Raw genomic sequence first — 17,368 nt, 5'->3', positions numbered from 1 at the left:
GGGGCCGGCAATGTTCCTCCCTATCCCTTATTCCGCCGCGATCGGCTGAGGCATGGGCACGGCACCATGGGCGGTTTCCTGTGCATGATGCGGCTCGTACGTGAGCAGCTTGCGGCGCAGCCAGGGGCCGAGGCGCTTTTCGAAACCGTCTGCCAGGCTGAAGGCGGCCGGAACGATCACCAGGGTGAGCATGGTCGAGAGCAGCAGGCCGCCGATCACGGTGATGCCCATCGGCGCGCGCCAGGCGGCGTCACCCGAGAGCGAGATCGCGGTGGGCACCATGCCCGCCGTCATCGCGACGGTGGTCATGATGATGGGCTGGGCACGCTTGTGCCCCGCGTCCATGATCGCCGTGAGCTTGTCTACACCCTTTTCCATTTCCTCGATCGCGAAGTCGATCAGCAGGATGGAGTTCTTGGCGACGATGCCCAGCAGCATCAGGATGCCGATGTAGACCGGCATCGAGATCGGCTGGCCGACGATCACCAGCGCCAGCAGACCGCCAAGCGGGGCCAGCAGCAGCGAGGCCATGTTCACCAGCGGCGAGACGAAACGGCGGTAGAGCAGCACCAGGACCGCGAAGACCAGGAAGATGCCGCTGATGACGGCGATGACGAAGCTGTTCACCATCTCCGCCTGCCACTTGTCCTCGCCGACGGGGGCGTTGGAGACGCCGGTCGGCAAGTCCTTCATGATCGGCAGCTTCTGGATCTGCTCCATGATCGGGCCCTTGACCTGGCCCTCGCCGAGGTCGGCACCCACGAAGATGCGGCGCGACTGGTTGTAGCGCTGGATCTGGGTGGGCCCGGCGCCGAAGCGGATTTCCGCCACGCGCTTGAGCGGCACGGAACCGCCGCTGGCCGTGGTGACCGGAAGATTCTCGATCGTCGAGAAATCCCGGCGCGAGGCGCGGGCCAGGATCACGCGGATCGGCACCTGACGGTCGCTCAGCGAGAACTTGGCGGCGTTCTGGTCGATTTCGCCGAGGGTGGCGATGCGGATGGTCTGGCTGAGCGCGGCCGTGGTCACGCCGAGCTGTGCCGCAAGGTCGAGCCGGGGCACCACGACCAGTTCGGGGCGCTGAAGATCGGCGGCGATGCGCGGGGCGATGACGCCGGGGATCGTGCGCATCTGATCGGCCAGCTTCTGCGCCGTCTTGCGCAGCAGTTCCGAATCGCTTCCCGAAAGCATGACCGAAATGTCGCGGCCGCTGCCGAAGCCGCCCGACTGCGTGGCGAAAGTCACGCGGGCATCGGGGATGTCCTGAAGCTGCGGCGCCATCCGGCGTTCGAATTCGATGCTGGTCGCCTTGCGCTGGTCGGCAGGCTTGAGCGCGATGTAGAGCGATCCCTTGCCCTCGCGCGAGGCTTCCAGGATGTGCTGCACTTCGGGCTGGCTTTCCAGCAGGCGGGTGACCTTGTCGGCCACGGCGGCGGTCTGTTCGATGGTGGTGCCGGGCACCATCTCGAGATTGACCGTGCTGGTGTCGTTATTGGTGTTCGGCTGGAACTGCGAGGGCAGGCCGGCGAGCAGGGCGAACGTCAGCACCAGCGCGTAGATACCCGCGCAGAAGGCGTAGAACCGGTGGTCGCGCATGCGGGCCGCGAAACGGTCCGAGAAGTAGCGATACCACACGCCAAAGCGGCCGATCGCGCCCAGCAGGATCTTCATGCCCGCTCCGAGCAGGAAGATCACGACCGGGACGGCAAGCGGTGCGACGACCGCCGCCAGCACCAGGGCGGCCTTGTCGAGACCGGCCTTGGTCAGGACTGCCTTGACGCCCATGAAGAGCAGGGACGCGGCGAAGAGACCGCCCGCCAGGATGGCGATGACGGCCACGGCGGCGACCACATAGTACCACCAGCGCGCCGGGCTCTTGACGAGGCGTGCCTTCAGCCGGTGCGCTTCGCTGGAATCGAGCGTCCAGGCCAGGATCTTCAGATAGAAGTCCATCGCCCGCCCGCCGCCATGTTCGGCATGGCCGTGCGCCTTGAGGAAGTATGCCGCGACCATCGGCGTGATAAGACGTGCGACGGCAAGGCTCATCAGCACTGCGGCTACGACCGTCAGGCCGAAAGCCTTGAAGAACTGGCCGGGGATGCCGGGCATCAGGCCGACCGGAAGGAACACCGCGACGATCGAGAAGGTGGTGGCGACGACGGCCAGGCCGATCTCGTCCGCCGCGTCGATCGAGGCCTGGTAGGCGGATTTACCCATGCGCATGTGGCGCACGATGTTCTCGATCTCCACGATCGCATCGTCGACCAGCACACCTGCCACCAGGCTGAGCGCCAGCAGCGAGAGGAAGTTGAGCGTGAAGCCCAGCATGTCCATGAACCAGAAGGTCGGAATCGCGGAGAGCGGGATGGCGATGGCGGAAATCATCGTCGCCCGCCAGTCGCGCAGGAACAGATAGACGATGACGATGGCCAGGACGGCGCCTTCGACCAGCGCCTCCATCGAACTGGTGTACTGCCCCTTGGTGTAGTCCACGTCGGAGAACAGCCGCGTGATGTGGATGTTCGGGTTTTCCTTGCGGATCTTGTCCAGCGCCTTCTCGGCCCCGTCGTAGACGGCGACGTCGGAGGCCCCGAGGGCGCGGGTGAAGCCGAAAGTCACCACTTCGCGGCCGCGCAGCTTGGCGATGCGGGTCTGCTCGGAATAGCCGTCGTAGACTTTGGCGATGTCGGACAGCTTGACCTGCCGGCCGCCGCCCACGTTGATGCGGGTCTGCGAGAGCTGGAAGGCGTCTTGGGCATTGCCGAGCACGCGAACCGACTGGCGCGAGCCGGCGATTTCCGCCTGGCCGCCCGCCGCGTCGGTATTGACCTGGCGCAGCACGCCGTTGATGTCGTTGGCGGTGAGGCCCAGCGCGATCAGGCGCTCGGGATCGACGACGACGCGGATCTCGCGGTCGACGCCGCCGTTGCGCTCTACGGAGGCCAGGCCTTCGATCGAGAGCAGGGTCTTGGAGATCGTGTCGTCGACGAACCAGCTGAGCTGCTCCATCGTCATGTCGTCGGCGCTGACGGCATAATAGGCGAGATTGTCGCCATTGGCCTCGATCTTGGTGACCATCGGCTCGAGAATGCCGTCGGGCAACTGGCCGCGAACCTGATCGACCGCATTCTTGACCTGGTTGGTCGCGACATCGGGATCGGTGCCGACCGTGAAGAAGACCAGTGTGGTCGAAGTGCCTTCGGAGGCGGTCGACTGGATTTCCTCGATTCCCGGCACGGAGCGCACGGCGCCCTCGATGATCTGGGTGATCTGCGTCTCGATCTCGGTCGGGGCGGCGCCCGGCTGCGAGATCATGACGTGGACGCCGGGGAATTCGACGTCCGGCATGTTGTTCACGTCCATGCGCATGAACGAGACCACGCCGGCGATCATCACGCCGATGAAGAAGACGATCGGAATGATCGGATTGCGGATCGACCAGGCCGAGATATTGCGAAGGCTCATCGCGTATTTACTCGCCCGCGTTCGGTTTGGCGGCGGCGGTCATGCGCGGCTTGACCTTGTCGCCCTCGTTGAGGAAGCCACCGGCACGCAGCACGACTTTCTCGCTGCCGTCGAGGCCCTGCTTCACGGTGATACCCCGTGCGGTGACGATGCCGGTCTGCACGGCGCGGCGGTGGACCACGTCCTTGGCATCGACGACATAGACGAAGGCGCCCTTGTCGTCGTTCTGGATCGCGGATTCGGGCAGCACCGGGGCCACCGTCTGGCCGCTGTTGATCACGGCGCTGGCGAAGCCGCCGGGACGCAGGGCGGAATTGTAGGCGAGGGCGATGCGGGCGATGCCCTGGCGGTTGGTGGCGTCGATCACCGGGGCGATCTGCCATACCTGGCCGGTGAAGCTCTGGTTGCTGCCGGTAGGCGTCACCGTGGCTTCCACGCCCACTTTCATGCGCGCAAGGTCATCCTCGCTCATCTGGGCGAGCAGTTCCATTTCGCCGCCCTTGGCAAGGCGGAACAGCACCGAGCTGCCGCCGCCCACGACCTGGCCCAGTTCGACATTGCGTTCGAGTACGAGGCCGGAAGCCGGCGCGACGATGTTGAGGCGGGCGGTCTGCGCCTGGAGCTGGCCCAGCGTGGCGCGCGCGACCTTGACCTGGGCATTGGCCGAATCGCGCGTCGCAGTGAGACGGTCGACATCGGCGGCGGAGATGAAGCCGCGGTCGACAAGCTTGAGGGCGCGGTCGAGATTGGCCTGGGCCAGGCGGGCGTCGGCCTGGGCCACCGCGATCTGCGCGGACTGGCTGGCCTGCTGCTGCGACTGGACCGAGCGATCGATGACAGCGAGCACCTGACCCTGGGAAACCCAGTCACCCGGTTCGACCAGAACCGAACGGACCTGGCCGCCTTCGCCGACCGAACCGACCGGCATCGGGCGGCGTGCCGCCAGCGAGCCGGTGGCGGTGATCTCGCCTTCGACGGAGGCACGGCCCGGCACGACGACGGTGACCGCAGGCATCTGGATGTCTGCGGCGCCGGCCTTTTCGGTCTTTTCGCCGCCGCGCACGGCGAACCATATCCCGGTGGCCAGCACGATCGCGGCAACGATGGCGATCAGCCACCAGCGGCGCGATGCGCGGTCCTGCTCATTGTCGCTCTCGAGCGGATTGCCGCCCAGTCCGCTTCCGGTGGCCGCCAACCCCTCGTTCTCCGTCACGTCGATCCTGCTGTCGTAATTCATCGTGTCACCGCAAAAATTGCGATTGCCCCCAGTCCCGAATGCCTCGTCCGGATGCCCTTGCCCCGCGAAAGCGATGTCGCCCCTGGGGTGGCCGGAAGGCACGATCTGCCGCCGGAGCGCGGACACGTCGGTCCACGCCGCTGCGACGGCCAAATTTCCTGCGAAACGACATATACCTGCGGCGGACGGGTGGCAATCAGCAGTCGCCGTGTCGCCGACCCGGGTCGACCAGCGTCGACGACAGTATCCGGCGGCCAGGCCCCTGCTATCTTTCGAGAATTGCCCGGAGATATACGAAAAACGGCGACGAACCGAGGTCCGCCGCCGCTTTCAGGTCCTTTGGGGACCAAATAGGTAGTGCGCTCAATACTTCTGCTGGCGCTCGTAGAGATCGCGGTAATGCTGAATACGCGTGACGCGCAGGCCCTGCATTCCCGAACGGTCCACGGCACGCTGCCAGGACGCGAATTCCTCGAGCGTGAGCTGGTAGCGATCGCAGACCTCGTCGATCGACAGCAGGCCGCCGTTCACGGCCGCCACGACTTCCGCCTTGCGACGCACGACCCAGCGGGTGGTGTTCGCCGGGGGCAGCGATTCCAGCGTCAACGGCTCGCCGAGCGGCCCGATTACCTGGGCAGGACGGATTTTCTGGTTTTCGATCATCATCACCCTCGTACGCCGGTGCTTGGATTGCCGGCGACGGAAAGGACCTTGGCCTGCGCTGGCTTGCGATTGCCTGAAGCATTTGGGTTAACAGTTCTTGAGACTGTCGCATATGTATGAATCACATAAGCGACCGACCCGGCGAAACTGCCGAAGCGGTGGAGGCGCGGCGAGGCGGACGTCTCGGCAAACGCCGCACGCAGATCGTGCGCGGCGAAGAGCCGGGAACGCAAGGAAAACCAGTCGATTGGAAAACGGACCGGCATGAACTCCTCGCTGTCGCGACCCGACGCATGCCCCGCTTTGCAGGTTTCATGATCATGAGCGATGTTCATGTCGATCGCTTGTAACGGCGCTTGGTCAAGGGAGAGTAAAGGCCGGACTTACCTTTTGTTAAATATTCTTAACACCGGCTTCGCCATGACCTTTAACCGAGCGCCATGATCCTTGACCGGGCGAAGGCCCCGCCGTGGCCGACGGGATGAAAGCGGGTGTCTTGCCGGTCCTCCATCGTCAAAGGTAGGAATCCGGCGCGTTCGGCTGTATGGGGCGGCGCATGACCGCCCTTTCCGATCTTGAAGGACTGGTGGCCGGCCTCGACCCCGCCGCCCTGTTCCAGTTGCCTGCGCCGCTTTCGGCCCGCCGCATCGTCGTCGCCATGTCAGGCGGTGTCGACAGTTCCGTCGTGGCCGCGCTGGCCGCAGCCACCGGCGCCGAAACCATCGGCGTGACGCTCCAGCTCTACGACTACGGCGCCGCGACCGGCCGCAAGGGCGCCTGCTGCGCCGGCGACGACATCCGCGACGCCCGCGCCGTGGCAGACCGCCTGGGCATTGCCCACTATGTGTTCGACCATGAGAGCGCCTTCCGCGAGGAAGTGGTGGAGCGCTTCGCCGACGACTACATGGCCGGGCGCACGCCGATCCCCTGCATCCGCTGCAACATGGGTCCGAAGTTCACCGACCTGCTGACGATGGCCCGTGACCTCGGGGCCGACTGCCTTGCCACCGGCCACTACGTGCGCCGCGTCGAGGGACCGGCCGGCTCCGAGCTGCACCGCGCCTTCGATCCCGCGCGCGACCAGAGCTACTTCCTTTACGGAACCACCGAGGCGCAGCTGGACTTCCTGCGCTTCCCGCTGGGCGGGTTGCCGAAGAGCGAAACCCGCCGCCTGGCCGAAGCGGCAGGTCTGCGCGTTGCCGACAAGCCGGACAGCCAGGACATCTGCTTCGTGCCGGATGGCGATTATGCCAAGATCGTGCGCGCCGTCCGTCCGGAGGGTGAAGCGCCGGGCGAGATCGTTCATGCGCTCACCGGCGAAGTGCTGGGCACGCATCGCGGCATCATCCACTACACCGTCGGCCAGCGCCGGGGGCTGGAGATCGGCGGCCAGCCCGAACCGCTCTATGTCGTGCGCATCGATGCGCCGGGACGCCGCGTCCTGGTCGGCCCGCGCGCGCTGCTGGGCGTTGCCGCCGCCCTCGTCACCGAGACCAACCGTATCGGCCCGCTTCCCGATGCGCCGCTGACGGCCAAGGTGCGCTCGCTGGCGAAGCCGGTGCCGATCACGCTCGAAGGCGACTTCGGCGGCGGCGCGGCAGTCACGATCCGTTTCGCGAACCCCGAATATGGCGTTGCGCCGGGGCAGGCAGCGGTGATCTATGCCGGCGACCGGGTGGTGGGCGGCGGCTGGATCGAGGGGACCGAGTCCGCCGTTCCGCTGGACTGAAGGTACGTAAGGGGGCCCGGCGCCCGATGTTAGAAGCGCCGTGGCCCGTCAGTTGGCCCAGGGTTCGAGCTGGCATCCGCGATCGGGTGCGAAGGTGGCGGTCTGGCTGGCCAGCAACGGGACGCTGGCCTTGACCGAGCGATTCTCGGCATCTTCGGAAAGCATCATCAGCGACGCGGTGCGGCCCAGCCCGGCGATGGCGATCTGCCCCTTGCAGGTGCCCAGGTCCTGCTGCGAGACGAAGCGGCAGGCGCAGGCGACGCGGGCGCCGTAGGAGGTGCCGACAAGCGCCTGTTCGCGCAGGCCGCGCCACGACATCGCCATGACCAGCACCACCGCCAGCAGGGCCAGCAGCAGCGAATTGCGGATCCAGCGCGAGGGCTGGCGGCTGCGATGGGTGCTTCCGGAGGGGCCGTTATCGGCAGGCCCGTTTGCAGCAGGCCCATCTCCTGGGGGGCTTTCCCCGGTCGTGTACCTCGTGCCTGTTGCCATATTCCTGCGCCTCGCACATCACACCGCGCGTCATGCCGGTGCGCCGTCCCCCCCTTATCCTTGCCCTTTCCGTCCTGCCAGCCCTGGCGCTGAGCGCGCTTGCCGGCTGTGGACAGGATGCGCAGCAGGGGCCGCCGCCGCCGAGCGCGGAATCGCAGGCGGCGATCAAGGACGATGGCGGAGCGCCGCGCGCCGCCTTCGGCCGCGCCATCGACGGACTGTTCGACGAGGATCTCGGCCGTACCCAGGCACTGGTGGTGATGAAGCGCGGCTCCGTGATCGCAGAGCGCTATGGCGCCGGGGTCAAGCCGGACACCCGGCTGGACGGGCTGGGCATGGGCCAATGCGTCACGGCGCTGATGGTCGGGCAGCTCGTCAGCGATGGACGGCTGCGCCTCGCCGAATCGGCCCCTATCCCTGCGTGGCAGCGCCCGGGCGATCCGCGCGGCGAGATCACGCTCAAGCAGCTGCTGCAGATGCGCTCGGGCCTGCGCCATTCCGAAACGGCCGCATCGGTCACCGGCGGTCCGGCCCGCCAGTCCGACCGGATGCGGATGCTCTATCTCGACGGGCGTGACGACATGGCGGCCTATGCCGAGGCGCAGCCCCTGGAAGCTCCGGCGGGCGCGCGGTTCGTGGACAGCGCGGCAACCTCGGTCATTCTCTCCGACCTGGCCGCGCGCGTGCTTTCGTCCGATCGCAACCCCGATCGGCGCCGCAAGGCCGTGAACGACTATCTGCGCAACCGCGTCTTCGCCCCGATCGGGATGGATTCGGCCACCGCTGGCTTCGACCGTGCGGGCACGATGGTCGGCTCGGCCATGGTCCATGCCTCGGCGCGCGACTGGGCGAAGCTGGGCGAATTCCTGCGCCATACCGGCTCGATCCAGGGCGCGCAGATCCTGCCGCGCCGCTGGGTGCAGTTCATGCTGGAATCCTCGCCGCGTAATCCCGGCTATGGCGCCGGGGTCTGGCTCAACAAGGCCAAGGCGAAAGTCGGGGCAGGGGGCGAGGAAGTGCTGTTCCCGGGCATGGCGCCCGGCAACGTTTTCGCCTGCGTGGGCGAATATGGCCAATACGTGATCGGCTCGCCCGATCAGCTGCTCACCATCGTGCGCCTTGGCGAAAGCGATCCGCAGCAGGAACGGCTGGTGCACGACCGACTGGGCAAGCTGCTGGCAATGTTCCCGGGCGGGATCTGACAGCCTTTCGGGAAAATTCCCGAAAAGGATATTCTCGCGTGCCGCCGTCATCCGCCCGCGTCGAATCTTCAGACAGAGCAGGCATGAAAAAGGGCCGGAGCAGCCATGCCGCTCCGGCCCTTTTCGCGTTCGTCGAAGAGGGGATCAGCCCTCGATAGTCGTCTGCGCGTCGCGGCCGTCGCCTTCCGGGGCGGCGAGGATCGCGCGGGTCACCTGGCCCTTGGCGACGGTGTACGTGCCCGGATCGCCCACGGTGGAGCGGATCGAGGGCGCGGCCGGGCCGGCCATGCTCAGCGTCGACTTCTCGATTTCACTGCGGGCCTGCGGGCCGCCGAACAGCGCGTCGAGGGTCTGCTGCTGCAGATTGTCGTCATTGGGGCGAGGCTGTCCCTGCTTCGGCGGGGCCAGCGAGAAATCGGGCGGCACCACCAGCGGCGACTGGCGCTGCACGGCGAATTCATCGGGGCGGTTGTGGTTCAGCAGGCCGCTGCTTCCGCAGCCGGACACGAGCACCGCACCGGCGGCGACGAGAATCAGGGCTCCGGTCTTCTTCATGGGCATCAACTCAAATCTCCGGGGCGGCGTCGGGCGCCGTGTCATGTCCGCCATTCGTTTCCGGCTTGTCGCGCGAAAGCAATGAGCGGGCAAGGATAATCAGGACGCCGACGGTTATGGCGACGTCTGCGATGTTGAAAATGAGGAACGGCCGCCATTCACCGAAGTGAAGGTCGGCATAGTCGATCACGTAGCCCATGGTGAAGCGGTCGCGGATGTTGCCCAGCGCACCGCCCAGCACCATGGCCAGCGCGGCGATTTCGCCCAGCTTGCGTTCGCGAAGCATCCAGATGAGGACGAACAGCGCGATCGCGCCGGTCATCGCCACCAGGGCCCAGCGGCCCTCCGGCGAATCCGCGGTGAACAGGCCGAGCGAGACGCCCAGGTTCTTGGTCCAGCGCAAGTTGAAGAACGGCGCCAGCTCGATCACGCCCACGTCGCGCAGCTTCAATCCGGTGACGACCCAGGCCTTGAAGCCCTGGTCCACCATGAAGACCACCGCGGCGATCAGAAAGCCGATGAGGCGCTTGCGGCCAACGGTCATCTCGGCGCTCATGCCTCGGTCTCCAGCGCGCCGACCACGTCATCGCAGCGGTCGCACAGGGCGCCGTCTTCCGTAACTTCGGGAAGATGGCGCCAGCAGCGGCCGCACTTGTGGTTGGTGGAAGGCGTGACGGTCACGTCATCCCCCTGCCCACGCGCGACTTTCGCGGTGATGAACAGTTCGGCCAGATCTGCGTCGGAGGCACTGGCGGGCGCAGAGGCGGGAACCGTAACTTCTGCGGCCAGGCTGGAGCCGACGATCTTCTCGCGGCGGAGCGGTTCGATCGCCTCGGTCACCTTCACGCGCAGGGCGCGCAGTTCGGACCAGCGGGCAGCGTCCGCTTCCACGGCCGGGACTTCCGGCCATTCGAGCAAGTGCACGCTCTCGCTGCCGGGGAAGCGGCTCTGCCAGACTTCCTCGGCGGTGAAGACGGTGACCGGCGCGGCATAGCGCACCAGTGCGTGGAACAGCGTGTCCAGCACCGTGCGATAGGCGCGGCGCTTCGGATCGGCAGGGCTGTCGCAGTAGAGGCAGTCCTTGCGGATATCGAAGAAGAAGGCCGAAAGGTCTTCGTTGCAGAAGTCCAGCAGGGTGCGCACGTAGGTATTGAAGTCGAAGTCCGCGACGGCCTGGCGCAGCGCGGCGTCGACGCCGGCCAGCAGCGAGAGCACGTAGCGTTCCAGCTCGGGCATCTCGGCAACCGGCAGCTTCTCCTCGTCGGAGAAACCATCCAGCGCGCCCAGCAGGTAGCGCAGGGTGTTGCGCAGCTTGCGATACTGGTCGGCCACGCCCTTCAGGATCTCGTCGCCGATGCGGTGGTCTTCGGTGAAGTCCACCGAGAGCGCCCAGAGGCGGATGATGTCGGCGCCGTTGGTTTCCATGACCTTCAGCGGGCTGATCGTGTTGCCCAGCGACTTCGACATCTTGAAGCCCTTGGCATCCATCGTGAAGCCGTGAGTCAGCACTGCCTTGTAAGGCGCATGGCCGCGCGTGGCGCAGGATTCGAGCAGCGAGGACTGGAACCAGCCGCGATGCTGGTCGCTGCCTTCCAGATAGAGGTCCGCCTTGGGCCCTTGGTAGCCTTCGGGGCGCAAGAGGTCGGGCCAGCGGCCCGATTCGAGCACGAAGGCGTGAGTCGAGCCGGAATCGAACCAGACGTCGAGAATGTCGGCAACGCGCTCGTAGTCGTCGGCGCTGTAGTCCGGCCCGAGCAGGTCCTGCGCGGCTTCATCGGACCAGGCGTCCACGCCGCGGGCGAGGATGGCATTGACGATGCGGTCGTTGACGGCGGGGTCGACGAGGTATTCGCCGGTCTTGCGGTCGACGAACAGGGTGATCGGCACGCCCCAGGCGCGCTGGCGGCTGAGCACCCAGTCCGGGCGGCCTTCGACCATGGCGCCGATGCGGTTGCGGCCCTTTTCGGGAACGAAGCGCGTGTCGGCGATGGCCTGGAGCCCGGCTTCGCGCAGCGTGGGCGCGTCGTCCAGGTTTTCCTCGGCGGGATCGATGGCGCCGCCTTCGTTCTCCCAGCGGGTATCGGCGCGGCTCTTGGGCGAGATGTGAGTCATCGCCTTGTCCATCGGCACGAACCACTGCGGGGTGCAGCGGAAGATCACCTTGGCCTTGGAACGCCAGGAGTGCGGATAGGAATGCTTGTAGTCGGCCGAAGCCGCCAGCAGCGCGCCGGCCTCGCGCAGGTCCGAGCAGATCGGGCCGTCGGGGGCATTGAACTTCGGGTTGATGACCGAACCCTGGCCGCCCAGCCAGCCCCAGTCTTCGCGGTACTTGCCGTCGGCTTCGACCACGAACTTGGGATTGATGCCATGCGCCTTGCACAGCAGGAAGTCGTCCTCGCCGTGGTCGGGTGCCATGTGGACGAGGCCGGTGCCGCTCTCGGTGGTGACGAAATCGCCTGCCAGCAGCGGACGCGGTTCGGCGAAGAAGCCGCCCAGCGCATGCATCGGGTGGCGAGCGAGAGTGCCGGCGAGGTCGGCGCCGCGATAAGTGCCGAGCGCGTATTCGGACAAGTCGGCATCGCCGATTATGTTCTCGGCCACGGGGCCCAGGCCGGTGCGCGCGAAGAAGGCTTCGAGCAAGGGCACGGCGATCAGGAAGCGGCGGCCGTCATGCGCGCGGTAGTGGTGGTATTCCACCTCCGGCCCATAGGCGATCGCCTGGTTGGTCGGGATCGTCCACGGGGTGGTCGTCCAGATCACGGCATGGGCACCGACCAGTTCCGCGATGGGCGATTCGGTGATCTCGAAGGCCACGTCGATCTGGGTCGAGACGATGTCCTCGTACTCGACTTCGGCTTCTGCCAGCGCGGTCTTTTCCACCGGGCTCCACATCACCGGCTTGGCGCCGCGGTAGAGCATCTGGTTCTCGGCAAATTTCAGCAATTCGCCGACGATGGTGGCTTCGGCCTGGAAGTCCATCGTCAGGTAGGGATTGTCCCAATCGCCATTGACGCCGAGGCGCTTGAGCTGCTCGCGCTGCACATTGACCCAGTTCTGGGCATAGGCGCGGCATTCGGCGCGGAATTCCTCTGCGGGAACCTCGTCCTTGTTCTTCTTCTTCTTGCGGTACTCTTCCTCGACCTTCCACTCGATGGGCAGGCCGTGGCAGTCCCAGCCGGGGACATACGGGGCATTCTTGCCCAGCAGGGTCTGGGTGCGGACGACCATGTCCTTGAGGATATGATTCAGCGCATGGCCGATGTGCATGTCGCCATTGGCGTAGGGCGGACCGTCGTGCAGCACGAACATGTCGCGGTCGGCCCGCGCTTCGCGCGTCTTGCGGTAAATGTCCTGTTCCTGCCAGCGCGCAAGAATACCCGGCTCCTTCTGGGGGAGCCCGGCTTTCATGGGGAAATCGGTCTTCGGAAGGAAGACGGTCGCTCTATAATCGCGCTGTTCGGTCATATGCGCTGCGCACTAGAGCAATTGCGCGCCTGTTGGAAGAGTTCGCAGGCATGGCGATACGCGGGTTTCGATCGCGACGAAGCTCTGTGCAGCGCGCTCGCCGCTCCAGACTAGTTTCAGGGCGATTTCGTTTCTTGAGGCGAGCGGGCTTTGCTCAGCCGATGTGCGACAGCAGCTCGCGGGCCCGGTCGCAGTCGCGGCCCATCTGCGCCACCAGGGCGTCGAGCGAATCGAACTTGGCTTCGGGACGCAGGAAGTGGTGGAAGGCCACCTCGATCTCCTGTCCGTAGAGATCGCCTGAAAAATCGAAGAAGTAAGGTTCGAGCAGTTCGATCGGCGGCTCGAACGTCGGGCGCACGCCCATGTTGGCGGCGCCGGGCAGCACGCGTCCGTCCGGCATGCGCCCGGTCACGGCGTAGATGCCGTAGCGCGGGCGCAAGTAGTTGTGCATGTCGATATTGGCGGTGGGGAAGCCGATGGTCCGGCCCAGCTTGCCCCCGTGCTGCACCACGCCGCGCGCCGCGAAAGGGCGGGTGAGCAGGCGGGTGGCGGTCTCGCACTCGCCCAGCTTCAGCGCGTCGCGGATGCGGCTGGAGGAGATGACGCCCCGCTCGTCGTGCACGGCGCCCACGGTGCGGCCGATCAGGCCGATGCGCGCGCCGACCTCGCGCAGGACCTGCGGATTGCCGCCACGGCCCTTGCCGAACGTGAAGTCCTCGCCGGTGACGACACCGACGCAGCCAAGCTGCCGGCCGAGCACCTGTTCGATCCAGTCTGCCGCTTCCATCGAGGCCATGGCGCGGTCGAAATGGAGCAGCAGCATGGCGTCGGCGCCGGCCGCCTCGAACAGGTCCTGCCGCTGGTCCAGCGTGGTCAGGCGGAAGGCGGGCGCGTCTGGCTGGAACAGGCGGACGGGATGGGGATCGAACGTCGCGACGATGGCGGGCCGGCCGAGTTCGCGGGCCCAGCGGATGGCCTCGCCCACCACGGCCTGGTGGCCCTGGTGGAACCCGTCGAAGTTGCCGAGCGCCAGAACGGCGCCGCGCATCGATTCGGGAACGGGTTCGCGGTTGTCGAGACGAATCATGTCAGATCAGGCCTATAAGTCCCGGACCAGCGTGACGAAAGCATGCGCGGGAAAATCACCCGCGGCGGGATGCTCCTCGCGCGCGGCTTCGCGCCATTGCGGGCCTGCCGCGGGCATTTCGGTATCGCCGGGATAGTCGGCGTGGATCTCGGTCAGTTCGATGCGGGGGGCCAGCGGCAGGAACAGGCGGTAGATTTCGGCGCCGCCGATCACCGCCACTTCGCCGTCACCCGCCAGCGCCAGCGCTTCGTCCACCGAATGGGCCACTTCCGCGCCCTCGGCCGTCCATGCCGCGTCGCGGGTGAGCACGATATGGCGGCGGCCGGGAAGCGGAGAAGGGAAGCTGTCGAACGTCTTGCGGCCCATGATCATCGGCTTGCCGAGGGTCATGGCCTTGAATCGCCGGAGATCGGCGGGCAGGCGCCAGGGCAGGGCGCCGTCGCGGCCGATCACGCCGTTGGCGGCGCGGGCGTAGATGAGGAAGAGGTCCTGCGCCAAGGCTCTGGGTCAGTCGCGCTGGAAGGAGAGGCGGGTGACATGGCCCATCTTGCGGCCGGGACGCGAAGCGCCCTTGCCGTAGAGATGCAGATGGTTGGCCGGATCGGCCAGGATCTTGGCCCAGTCGTCCGCCTCGTCACCGATCAGGTTGCGCATTTCCACGGCATCGGCGGCCAGGCCGGTTTCGCCCAGCGGAAGGCCGCAGATCGCGCGGACGTGGTTCTCGAACTGGCTGGTGACCGCGCCCTCGATGGTCCAGTGCCCGGAATTGTGCACGCGCGGCGCCATCTCGTTGAAGACGGGTCCGTCCTCGGTCGCGAAGAATTCCAGCGTGAGCACGCCGACATAGTCCAGCGCTTCGGCTACTTTGGCGGCCAGCGCGCGCGCGGCGGGAACCTGGTCGAGCAGGCGCTGCGGGGCAGGCACCGTGCTGACCGAGAGAATGCCGCCCTCATGCACGTTGTGGGCGGAATCGAAGTAGCGGATGTCGCCGTCCGCGCCGCGGCACAGGATCACCGAGAATTCGGCGAAGAACGTGACGAAGCCCTCGTAGATGAGCGCCTGGTCCGGAAGATCGAGCCCCTCGGCGTCTTCGGGCGTCATGATGCGCCACTGGCCCTTGCCGTCATAGCCGTCGCGCCGGGTCTTGAGGATGCCCGGTGCGCCGATCGCGGCGACCGCCTTTGCAAGGTCCTGGGCCGAATCCACCGGCGCGAAGGGGGCAGGGGTGCCGCCCAGTTCGGTGACGAAGCGCTTCTCGCTCAGGCGATCCTGTGCGGTTTCGAGCGCGCGGGCATGGGCCAGCAGCGGTACCTTGCCCAGCGCCGCGAGCGGCGCCACCGGCACGTTCTCGAACTCGTAAGTGACGACCGCGCAGCCCGCTGCGAAGCGGGCCATCGCTTCGGCATCGTCCCAGGCGGCACAAGTGAATCCCGCGCTCACTTCGGCGGCGATGGAATCGGCCTCCGGTGCGTAGATGTGGCAGCGATAGCCGAGCTGGGCAGCGGCCATCGCGATCATCCGGCCGAGCTGGCCGCCGCCGAGTATGCCGATGGTTTCGCCGGGAGGGATCATCTTCAGGTGCTTGCTCGATCGGTCAGGAGGGACGTTCGGCGACGCTCGCCGTCTGGTCTGCGCGGAACGTCTTGAGGCGTTCGGCCAGGGCCGGGTCGGCCGTGGCGAGGATCGCGGCGGCGAGCAGGCCGGCATTGGCCGCGCCTGCCTCGCCGATCGCCAGCGTGCCCACCGGAATGCCGGCGGGCATCTGCACGATCGAGAGCAGGCTGTCCTGTCCCGAAAGCGCCTTGGATTGTACCGGCACGCCCAGCACGGGAAGGTGGGTCATCGAGGCGATCATGCCGGGCAGGTGGGCAGCGCCCCCCGCACCGGCGATCACGACCTTGAAGCCTTCGCCGTCCGCACCCTTGGCGAAATCGACCAGCCGCTCCGGCGTGCGGTGCGCCGAGACGATCCGCGCGTCGTAAGCGACGCCCAGCTTGTCCAGCATGTCGGCAGCGCGCTGCATGGTCGGCCAGTCGGACTGGCTGCCCATGACGATGGCAACAGGAGCCCCCACCCCGCTCATGTCAACGCTCCGACAGGTAATAGCGGTCGAGCACTGCGAGATCGTCTGCCAGTTCGTAGACGATCGGCTGGCCGGTCGGGATTTCCAGGCCGGTGATCTCGTCGTCCGAGATGCCCGAGAGGTGCTTCACCAGCGCGCGCAGGCTGTTGCCGTGGGCGGAGACGAGCACGTCGGCACCGGCCTTGAGGTGCGGGACGATCGAGCCTTCGTAATAAGGCAGGACGCGTGCGATGGTGTCCTTGAGGCTTTCGGTCATCGGCACCTCGATCCCGGCGTAACGCGGGTCGGACGAGAGATCGAACGCGCTGCCGCGCTCCAGGACAGGCGGCGGCGTGTCGAAGCTGCGGCGCCAGATCTTGACCTGGTCGTCGCCGTGCTTGGCCGCGGTTTCCGCCTTGTTGAGGCCGGTGAGGCCGCCGTAGTGACGCTCGTTGAGGCGCCAGTCCTTAGTCTCCGGGATCCAGAGCAGGCCCGCGGCTTCGAGCGCGAAGTGCAGGGTGCGGATCGCGCGGGTCTGCAGCGAGGTGAAGGCGACGGTGGGCAGGATGCCCTTTTCCTTCAGAAGCGTTCCTGCGGCGCGGGCTTCTTCCTCACCCTTTTCGGTAAGGTCGACGTCCCACCATCCGGTGAAGCGGTTCTCGAGATTCCATTGGCTCTGGCCGTGGCGGACGAGGATCAGGCGAGGCAAGGCGTACTCCCAGGTCTCAGCGGCGATCCCCTCGGGAAACGCCCGTTGGCAGACTGACTCTATGTCTGGGCGCAGCCCCTAGCTTTCCGGGGCGGGTTTGGAAAGACCGGCTGATTCGTTTTCAGCGTTCGATTCGCCCGCAGCGGCGCTATCCGCGTCCCCTGCCGACGCTTCGCTGGCGGAGGCAGGGGCATCGGAAGCCAGTGCGCGTGCCTGGACCTTGCGGCGGCGAAGATTTTCCCGAAGCTTGGCGGCGAGCCTTTCGTCGCGGGTTTGCTGGGCTTGCGTCATGGTCAGGCGTCTTTCGGAACGGTCTTCGGTGGGTCTGGAAATGGCTTTCTGAAAAAGAATGCGCAAGAGGCGCTTGACAATCAGGCCGGTCACGGACATTAGCCCGCCCCTGCCCCGGGTCGCCGGGACACAGCCTTTCCGGACACGGAAAAGAGCGCTGCTGTAGCTCAGTGGTAGAGCGCGTCATTGGTAATGACGAGGTCGGGAGTTCAATCCTCCCCAGCAGCACCATTCTCCCCTTATCGAGATTCGGTGAACCGCAAGCAAGTTGCGGATGTTCCACGTGAAAACACGCGGACTGTGGCTTTTTTGCTGCACTGCAGCGATGTCACGAAAGTGCCATGACATTGGCACGTAACTGTCACGAACCCTGCCTAGACGCGCCGCAATTCGTCGCAAAACAGGGTTCCA

16 protein-coding genes and 1 tRNA gene are annotated in these 17,368 nt (G+C 66.4%); 3 read left to right on the top strand and 14 right to left on the bottom strand.

What is annotated here, in order from left to right:
• Window positions 1-27: 27 nt before the first annotated feature.
• The 4 genes from AC1VV3_RS09345 to AC1VV3_RS09330 all read right to left on the bottom strand — a co-directional run bounded on the left by AC1VV3_RS09345 (window position 28) and on the right by AC1VV3_RS09330 (window position 5,700).
• Window positions 28-3,465 (bottom strand): efflux RND transporter permease subunit, encoded by a 3,438-nt coding sequence (locus tag AC1VV3_RS09345; protein WP_132264386.1) that lies wholly within the window; start codon window positions 3,463-3,465, stop codon window positions 28-30.
• 7 nt (window positions 3,466-3,472) lie between these two features.
• Window positions 3,473-4,702: an efflux RND transporter periplasmic adaptor subunit gene (locus tag AC1VV3_RS09340; RefSeq protein ID WP_482962084.1), complete on the bottom strand. Its 1,230-nt coding sequence runs from the start codon at window positions 4,700-4,702 to the stop codon at window positions 3,473-3,475.
• 363 nt (window positions 4,703-5,065) lie between these two features.
• Window positions 5,066-5,365: a CtrA inhibitor SciP gene (sciP, locus tag AC1VV3_RS09335; RefSeq protein WP_031342751.1), complete on the bottom strand. Its 300-nt coding sequence runs from the start codon at window positions 5,363-5,365 to the stop codon at window positions 5,066-5,068.
• 2 nt (window positions 5,366-5,367) lie between these two features.
• Window positions 5,368-5,700: a hypothetical protein gene (locus tag AC1VV3_RS09330; RefSeq protein WP_132264388.1), complete on the bottom strand. Its 333-nt coding sequence runs from the start codon at window positions 5,698-5,700 to the stop codon at window positions 5,368-5,370.
• Window positions 5,701-5,921: 221 nt separating this feature from the next.
• Between AC1VV3_RS09330 and mnmA the strand changes: the two genes are divergently transcribed.
• Window positions 5,922-7,094 (top strand): tRNA 2-thiouridine(34) synthase MnmA, encoded by a 1,173-nt coding sequence (gene mnmA / locus AC1VV3_RS09325; protein ID WP_134094791.1) that lies wholly within the window; start codon window positions 5,922-5,924, stop codon window positions 7,092-7,094.
• Window positions 7,095-7,142: 48 nt separating this feature from the next.
• Here mnmA and AC1VV3_RS09320 read toward each other — a convergent pair whose 3' ends face one another.
• Window positions 7,143-7,586, bottom strand: a complete 444-nt coding sequence (locus tag AC1VV3_RS09320; protein ID WP_482961615.1) for a hypothetical protein — start codon at window positions 7,584-7,586, stop codon at window positions 7,143-7,145.
• A gap of 32 nt (window positions 7,587-7,618) precedes the next feature.
• On the opposite strand from AC1VV3_RS09320, the gene AC1VV3_RS09315 reads away from it, so the two are divergent.
• Window positions 7,619-8,788 carry a serine hydrolase domain-containing protein gene (locus tag AC1VV3_RS09315; protein ID WP_482961614.1) on the top strand — a complete coding sequence of 390 codons (1,170 nt, stop codon included), beginning with the start codon at window positions 7,619-7,621 and terminating at the stop codon, window positions 8,786-8,788.
• A 144-nt stretch (window positions 8,789-8,932) separates the two neighbouring features.
• Here the strand turns inward: AC1VV3_RS09315 and AC1VV3_RS09310 are convergent, their stop codons facing one another.
• From AC1VV3_RS09310 to AC1VV3_RS09270, 9 genes are all read right to left on the bottom strand, one after another.
• Window positions 8,933-9,349, bottom strand: a complete 417-nt coding sequence (locus tag AC1VV3_RS09310; RefSeq protein ID WP_132264393.1) for a DUF3035 domain-containing protein — start codon at window positions 9,347-9,349, stop codon at window positions 8,933-8,935.
• A gap of 4 nt (window positions 9,350-9,353) precedes the next feature.
• Window positions 9,354-9,899 carry a signal peptidase II gene (gene lspA / locus AC1VV3_RS09305; RefSeq protein WP_132264395.1) on the bottom strand — a complete coding sequence of 182 codons (546 nt, stop codon included), beginning with the start codon at window positions 9,897-9,899 and terminating at the stop codon, window positions 9,354-9,356.
• Complete coding sequence (gene ileS, locus AC1VV3_RS09300; protein ID WP_482961613.1) at window positions 9,896-12,808, bottom strand: isoleucine--tRNA ligase; 2,913 nt, start codon at window positions 12,806-12,808, stop codon at window positions 9,896-9,898. The genes lspA and ileS overlap by 4 nt, the downstream gene beginning before the upstream one ends.
• A 154-nt stretch (window positions 12,809-12,962) precedes the next feature.
• Window positions 12,963-13,895: a bifunctional riboflavin kinase/FAD synthetase gene (locus tag AC1VV3_RS09295; RefSeq protein ID WP_207912873.1), complete on the bottom strand. Its 933-nt coding sequence runs from the start codon at window positions 13,893-13,895 to the stop codon at window positions 12,963-12,965.
• A 12-nt stretch (window positions 13,896-13,907) separates the two neighbouring features.
• Window positions 13,908-14,393, bottom strand: coding sequence for a dihydrofolate reductase (locus AC1VV3_RS09290; RefSeq protein ID WP_134094788.1), 486 nt, complete (start codon window positions 14,391-14,393; stop codon window positions 13,908-13,910).
• A gap of 9 nt (window positions 14,394-14,402) precedes the next feature.
• On the bottom strand, window positions 14,403-15,467 hold the full coding sequence (locus tag AC1VV3_RS09285; RefSeq protein WP_482961612.1) for a 5-(carboxyamino)imidazole ribonucleotide synthase: 1,065 nt from the start codon (window positions 15,465-15,467) through the stop codon (window positions 14,403-14,405).
• 22 nt (window positions 15,468-15,489) lie between these two features.
• On the bottom strand, window positions 15,490-15,978 hold the full coding sequence (gene purE / locus AC1VV3_RS09280) for a 5-(carboxyamino)imidazole ribonucleotide mutase (protein ID WP_431566981.1): 489 nt from the start codon (window positions 15,976-15,978) through the stop codon (window positions 15,490-15,492).
• 1 nt (window position 15,979) lies between these two features.
• A complete protein-coding gene (gene gpmA / locus AC1VV3_RS09275) occupies window positions 15,980-16,666 on the bottom strand; it encodes a 2,3-diphosphoglycerate-dependent phosphoglycerate mutase (RefSeq protein WP_482961611.1) in 687 nt (228 codons plus the stop codon).
• A gap of 78 nt (window positions 16,667-16,744) precedes the next feature.
• Window positions 16,745-17,056: a hypothetical protein gene (locus AC1VV3_RS09270; RefSeq protein ID WP_482961610.1), complete on the bottom strand. Its 312-nt coding sequence runs from the start codon at window positions 17,054-17,056 to the stop codon at window positions 16,745-16,747.
• A gap of 57 nt (window positions 17,057-17,113) precedes the next feature.
• Between AC1VV3_RS09270 and AC1VV3_RS09265 the strand changes: the two genes are divergently transcribed.
• Window positions 17,114-17,188: transfer RNA gene (locus AC1VV3_RS09265), tRNA-Thr, on the top strand.
• Window positions 17,189-17,368 lie beyond the last annotated feature (180 nt).

The sequence above is a fragment of the Novosphingobium sp. BL-S-34 genome, from assembly GCF_056857015.1.
Note: the sequence above shows the minus strand (reverse complement) of the source record. Positions and strands in the feature narration are given on the sequence as shown.

Bases quoted from the DNA above. Each gene is read 5' to 3' on its own strand.
- sciP (WP_031342751.1), bottom strand. From the start codon at position 5,365: ATGATCGAAAACCAGAAAATCCGTCCTGCCCAGGTAATCGGGCCGCTC.
- AC1VV3_RS09310 (WP_132264393.1), bottom strand. From the start codon at position 9,349: ATGCCCATGAAGAAGACCGGAGCCCTGATTCTCGTCGCCGCCGGTGCG.
- AC1VV3_RS09340 (WP_482962084.1), bottom strand. From the start codon at position 4,702: ATGAATTACGACAGCAGGATCGACGTGACGGAGAACGAGGGGTTGGCG.
- AC1VV3_RS09295 (WP_207912873.1), bottom strand. From the start codon at position 13,895: ATGATTCGTCTCGACAACCGCGAACCCGTTCCCGAATCGATGCGCGGC.
- AC1VV3_RS09270 (WP_482961610.1), bottom strand. From the start codon at position 17,056: ATGTCCGTGACCGGCCTGATTGTCAAGCGCCTCTTGCGCATTCTTTTT.
- lspA (WP_132264395.1), bottom strand. From the start codon at position 9,899: ATGAGCGCCGAGATGACCGTTGGCCGCAAGCGCCTCATCGGCTTTCTG.
- AC1VV3_RS09345 (WP_132264386.1), bottom strand. From the start codon at position 3,465: ATGAGCCTTCGCAATATCTCGGCCTGGTCGATCCGCAATCCGATCATT.
- mnmA (WP_134094791.1), top strand. From the start codon at position 5,922: ATGACCGCCCTTTCCGATCTTGAAGGACTGGTGGCCGGCCTCGACCCC.
- ileS (WP_482961613.1), bottom strand. From the start codon at position 12,808: ATGACCGAACAGCGCGATTATAGAGCGACCGTCTTCCTTCCGAAGACC.
- AC1VV3_RS09285 (WP_482961612.1), bottom strand. From the start codon at position 15,467: ATGATCCCTCCCGGCGAAACCATCGGCATACTCGGCGGCGGCCAGCTC.
- purE (WP_431566981.1), bottom strand. From the start codon at position 15,978: ATGAGCGGGGTGGGGGCTCCTGTTGCCATCGTCATGGGCAGCCAGTCC.
- AC1VV3_RS09315 (WP_482961614.1), top strand. From the start codon at position 7,619: ATGCCGGTGCGCCGTCCCCCCCTTATCCTTGCCCTTTCCGTCCTGCCA.
- AC1VV3_RS09320 (WP_482961615.1), bottom strand. From the start codon at position 7,586: ATGGCAACAGGCACGAGGTACACGACCGGGGAAAGCCCCCCAGGAGAT.
- AC1VV3_RS09330 (WP_132264388.1), bottom strand. From the start codon at position 5,700: ATGAACATCGCTCATGATCATGAAACCTGCAAAGCGGGGCATGCGTCG.